We start from the raw sequence: 6,674 nt of genomic DNA on the forward strand, positions 1-6,674 counted from the left end.
GATAGACAATAACACTAGCAATGAAGAAGCAAAAATCAAAGAAGAAAATTCCAATCAATCCCAAGGAGATAAAGCGGACTCGTCTGCAAGTAAAGACCCAGAAAGTCCCAAAAAAGAGGATAAACTTGTCTATATTGCTGAATTTAAAGATAAAGAATCTGGAGAAAAAGCAATCAAGGAACTATCAAATCTTAAGAATACAAAAGTTTTATATACTTATGATAGAATTTTTAACGGTAGCGCTATTGAAACAACCAAAGATACTCTGGACATAATTAAACTAATAGAAGGTATTTCATCGGTTGAAAGGTCACAAAAAGTCCAACCTATGATGAATCATGCTAGAAAAGAAATTGGAGTTGAAGAGGCAATCGATTACCTAAAATCTATCAATGCACCATTTGGGAAAAACTTTGATGGTAGAGGTATGGTCATTTCAAATATCGATACGGGAACGGATTATAGGCATAAGGCCATGAGGATTGATGATGATGCTAAAGACTCAATGAGATTTAAAAAAGAAGACTTAAAAGGTACTGATAAAAATTTCTGGTTGAGTGATAAAATCCCTCATGCTTTCAATTATTATAATGGTGGTAAAATTACTGTAGAAAAAGCTGATGATGGAAGCGATTATTTTGATCCACATGGGATGCATATTGCAGGGATTCTTGCGGGAAATGATACTGAAAAAGATATTAAAAACTTTAACGGAATAGATGGAATTGCTCCTAATGCACAGATTTTCTCTTATAAAATGTACTCTGACGCAGGATCTGGCTTCGCAGGAGATGAAACAATGTTTCATGCTATTGAAGATTCGATCAAACACAATGTCGATGTTGTTTCGATATCATCTGGCTTTACAGGAACAGGTCTTGTAGGTGAGAAATATTGGCAAGCTATTAGAGCATTAAGAAAAGCAGGCATTCCAATGGTTGTAGCTACGGGTAACTATGCGACTTCTGCTTCAAGTTCTTCATGGGATTTAGTGGCAAATAATAATCTGAAAATGACCGACACTGGAAATGTAACACGAACTGCAGCACATGAAGATGCGATAGCAGTCGCATCTGCTAAAAATCAAACAGTTGAGTTTGATAAAGTTAACATAGGTGGAGAAAGTTTTAAATATAGAAATATAGGTGCCTTTTTCGATAAGAATAAAATCATAACAAATGAAGAAGGATCAAAAGCTTCTAGTAAATTAAAATTTGTATATATAGGCAAGGGGCAAGACAAAGATTTGATAGGATTGGATCTTAGAGGCAAAATTGCAGTAATGGATAGAATTTATACAAAGGAGTTAAAAAATGCTTTTAAACGTGCAACGGATAAGGGTGCACGTGGCATTATGGTTGTAAATACTGTAAATTACTACAATAGAGATAATTGGACAGAGCTTCCAGCTATGGGATATGAGGAGGATGAAGGAACTACTAGTCAAGTTTTTTCAATTTCAGGAGATGATGGTGTAAAGTTATGGAACATGATTAACCCTGATAAAAAAACTGAGGTTAAAAGGAATAATAAAGAAGATTTTAAAGATAAATTGGAGCAATACTATCCAATTGATATGGCAAGCTATAATTCTAATAAACCGAATGTAGGTGACGAAAAAGAGATTGACTTTAAGTTTGCACCTGACACAGACAAAGAACTGTATAAAGAAGAGATCATCGTTCCAGCAGGGTCCACATCTTGGGGACCAAGAATAGATTTACTTTTAAAACCAGATGTTTCAGCACCCGGTAAAAATATTAAATCCACTCTCAATGTCATTAATGGGAAATCAACTTATGGTTATATGTCAGGGACTAGTATGGCAACTCCAATCGTGGCAGCTTCTACTGTTTTGATTAGACCAAAATTAAAGGAAATGCTTGAAAGACCTGTGTTGAAAAATCTTAAGGGAGATGACAAAATAGATCTTACAAGTCTTACAAAAATAGCCCTACAAAATACTGCACGCCCTATGATGGATGCAACTTCTTGGAAAGAAAAAAGTCAATACTTTGCATCACCTAGACAACAGGGAGCAGGGCTAATTAATGTTGCCAATGCTTTGAGAAATGAAGTCGTAGCTACTTTTAAAAACACGGATTCTAAAGGTTTGGTAAACTCTTATGGTTCTATTTCTCTTAAAGAAATAAAAGGAGATAAAAAATATTTTACAATTAAGCTTCACAATACATCAAACAGACCTTTAACCTTTAAAGTTTCAGCATCTGCTATAACTACAGATGCTCTAACTGACAGACTCAAACTGGATGAAACATACAAAGATGAAAAATCTCCAGATGGTAAGCAAATTGTTCCAGAAATCCACCCAGAAAAAATCAAAGGAGCAAATATTACATTTGAGCATGACACTTTCACTATAGGTCCAAATTCTAGCTTTGATTTAAATGCGGTTATAAATGTTGGGGAGGCTAAAAACAAAAATAAATTTGTAGAATCATTTATTCATTTTGAGTCAGTGGAAGAAATGGAAGCTCTGAACTCCAACGGGAAGAAAATAAACTTCCAACCTTCTTTATCGATGCCTCTAATGGGATTTGCTGGGAATTGGAACCACGAACCAATCCTTGATAAATGGGCCTGGGAGGAAGGTTCAAAATCAAAAACAATGGAAGGTTATGATGATGATGGCAAACCGAAAATTCCAGGAACCTTAAATAAGGGGATTGGTGGAGAAGGTATAGATAAATTTAATCCAGCAGGAGTTATACAAAATAGAAAAGATAAAAATACAACATCCCTAGATCAAAATCCAGAATTGTTTGCTTTCAATAACGAAGGGATCAACGCACCATCATCAAGTGGTTCTAATATTGCTAAAATTTATCCTTTAGATTCAAATGGAAATCCTCAAGATGCTCAACTTGGGAGAGGATTAACACCTTCTCCACTTGTATTAAGAAGTGCAGAAGAAGGATTGATTTCAATAGTAAATACAAATAAAGAGGGAGAAAATCAAAGAGACTTAAAAGTCATTTCGAGAGAACACTTTATTAGAGGAATTTTAAACTCTAAGAGAAATGATGCAAAGGGAATCAAATCTTCTAAGCTAAAAGTTTGGAGCGACTTGAAATGGGATGGACTCATCTATAACCCTAGAGGTAGAGAAGAAAATGCACCAGAAAGCAAGGATACCAAAGATCCTGCTACTAGGATAAGAGGACAATTTGAACCGATTGCAGAAGGTCAATATTTCTATAAATTTAAATATAGATTAACTAAAGATTACCCATGGCAGGTTTCCTATATTCCTGTAAAAATTGATAATACAGCCCCTAAGATTGTTTCGGTTGATTTTTCAAATCCTGAAAAAATTAAGTTGATTACAAAGGATACTTATCACAAGGTAAAAGATCAATACAAGAATGAAACCTTATTTGCGAGAGATCAAAAAGAACATCCTGAAAAATTTGACGAGATTGCAAACGAAGTTTGGTATGCAGGCGCCGCTCTGGTTAATGAAGATGGAGAGGTTGAGAAAAATCTTGAAGTAACTTATGCAGGTGAGGGTCAAGGAAGAAATAGGAAACTAGACAAAGACGGAAATACTATTTATGAAATTAATGGTGCAGGAGATTTAAGAGGAAAAATCATTGAAGTCATTGCATTAGATGGATCTAGCAATTTCACAAAGATTCATAGAATTAAATTTGCTGATCATGCTGATGAAAAGGGGATGATTTCCTATTATCTAGTAGATCCTGATCAAGATTCATCTAAATACCAAAAGCTTGGCGAGATTTCCGAATCTAAATTTAAAAATTTAGAAAATAGAAAAGAGGATAGTCTTAAAAAGGATACAACTGAGGAAGAAAATCATCAAGAAAATGAAGAGTCTATCGAAGAAAAATCAAGCTTGACTATTCATAAAACTATTTCAACAATTAGAGATTTTGAAAGTAAAGACTTAAAGAAACTCATTAAAAAGAAATTTAGAGAAGTTGATGACTTTACAAGTGAAACTGGTAAGAGAACAGAGGAATACGATTATAAATACGATGATAAGGGAAATATCATTGCTTATGACGATGGTAGTGCCTTACAATATGAAACTGAAAAACTTGACGAAATCAAATCAAAAATTTATGGTGTTCTAAGCCCGTCTAAAGATGGACACTTTGAAATTCTTGGAAAGATAAGTAATGTTTCTAAAAATGCCAAGGTATATTACGGCAATAACTATAGTTCTGTAGAAATCAAAACGACTAAGTATGATTCCCACTCAAAAACGATGACATTTGATTTATACGCTAATATTAATGATATTGTGGATGGATTAGCTTTTGCAGGAGATATGAGATTCTTTGTTAAAGATGATGATCAGATAAAAGCTGAAACTAAAATTAGAATGCCTGAAAAAAATAAGGAAACTAAAACAGAATATCCCTATACATCAAGTTATGGGAATGTAATAGAATTAGGAGAAGGTGATCTTTCAAAGAACAAACCAAACAATTTAACGGAAATGGAATCTGGTAAAATCTATTCTGATTCAGAAAAACAACAATATCTGTTAAAGGATAACATCATTCTAAGAAAAGGCTATGCACTAAAAGTGACTACCTATAATCCTGGAAAAACGGATATGTTAGAAGGAAATGGAGTTTATAGCCAGGAAGATATAGCAAAAATACAAAAGGCCAATCCTAATCTAAGAGTCCTATCAGAAAAAATAATTTATGCTGATAGTAGAAATGTTGAAGATGGAAGAAGTACTCAATCAGTATTAATGTCGGCTTTGGATGGCTTTAACATTGTAAAATATCAAGTGTTTACCTTTAAAATGAATGATAAAGGGGAGGCAATCGATAAAGATGGAAATCTTGTAACAGATTCTTCTAAACTGGTATTATTTGGTAAAGATGATAAAGAGTATCATGGGGAGGATGAGTCCAACGTAGAAGCTATAAAAGAAGATGGCTCTATGTTATTTATTGATGCAAAACCAGTAAATCTTTCAATGGACAAGAACTACTTTAATCCATCTAAATCTAATAAAATTTATGTACGAAATCCAGAATTTTATTTAAGAGGTAAGATTTCTGATAAGGGTGGTTTTAACTGGGAGTTGAGAGTTAATGAATCGGTTGTAGATAATTATTTAATCTACGGAGATTTACACATTGATAACACTAGAGATTTTAATATTAAGCTTAATGTTAAAGACGGTGACATCATGGACTGGGGAATGAAAGACTATAAAGCAAACGGATTCCCAGATAAGGTAACAGATATGGATGGAAATGTTTATCTTCAAACTGGCTATAGCGATTTGAATGCGAAAGCGGTTGGAGTACACTATCAATTTTTATATGATAATGTTAAACCAGAAGTAAACATTGATCCTAAGGGAAATACTAGTATTGAATATGCTGACGGAAAATCTGTAGTCTTTAATATCAATGATAAAAGAAATAATGGATTCGATGGTGAGATTCAAGACAAACATATTTATGTAAATGGAAAAGAATATAAATCATTTGATGATATTAAACAACTAACAGATAAGACACTAAACATTAAGATTGTTGTAAAAGATTTTGCAAGAAATACAACCGTAAAAGAATTCATTTTAAACAAAGATACGGGAGAGGTAAGCGAACTAAAACCTCATACGGTAACTGTGACCATTCAAAATGGAAAAGAAATGAGTTCAACGATAGTGTCGGAAGAAGATTTCATTTTACCTGTCTATAAGGGTGAATTAGAAAAAGGATATCAATTTGATGGCTGGGAAATTTCTGGTGTCGAAGGGAAAAAAGATGCTGGCTATGTTATTAATGTATCAAAAGATACTCTTATAAAACCTGTATTCAAGAAAATAGAGGAGAAAAAGGAGGAGGAAAATAAACCTACTTTTGATGTATCGAAAAAGAAAGATAACGTGCAAGAAAATCATAGTCACTTAGATGAAAATTACAAAAAAGAGGATTTACAAAGAGAAAATCATTCACACAAATCTGATTCAACTAAGGATGTCACAGCTAAAGTTCCTGATGAAAATGATAAAAACTTTGAAAATAAGAAGGAAGTTTATCTTAATGAACCAGAGAACATAGATAATAAACATACCAATATTGATAGTAAATCAACTACTAACAATGATAGGTTGCCAAAAACCGGAACAGTTAGCGAAGTCTTCATGTCATTAGTTGCCGGAATAATGTTTACCTTATGTGCGTTTCTTGGATTAAAGAAAAAAGATCAAGATTAAGACAAAGCTATAGAAAAATGGTTTGTGTACTGAGATAGTGTGATGATGAAACAGTTTTGTGAAAATAGCCATTTATAACTCAATTATTTAGTTTACTTTACTATTGATACTCTTTTTGGATTTATTAATGTACTTAGTTTCGACAACTAATGAATTGATTGAAAAGGTTAGTATTGACAATATTGGTCATATTAATTAGAAAATAGAGTCTATCAAAATTTAAAGGCGAATAGAGGTGATGAGATAATTTCAAGGAATTAAGTAGCGTTTGGTTGCTTAATTCCTTTTTATTATGTGACTATTAGTCCGTTTCGCTCCGAAGGTGCGAAACAAATAAACCACCCGCTATTGATATGCCCCCTGTCAAGTAGACAGGTTAAATATGGCTCTTTGTCAACTGTAGTGGGTGACGAAAAGCTAACATCTAGAGAGAACCTGA

General features: G+C 33.2%; 1 protein-coding gene. It reads left to right on the top strand.

Going from position 1 to position 6,674, the window contains the following annotated elements:
- Window positions 1-6,235, top strand: a 6,235-nt coding sequence (locus tag AX662_RS08950) for a S8 family peptidase (RefSeq protein WP_060972225.1), incomplete at its 5' end; no start/stop codon positions are given.
- Window positions 6,236-6,674: the final 439 nt, after the last annotated feature.

Origin of the sequence: Streptococcus sp. CCH5-D3 (assembly GCF_001556435.1) — a bacterium.
Lineage (GTDB): Bacteria > Bacillota > Bacilli > Lactobacillales > Streptococcaceae > Streptococcus.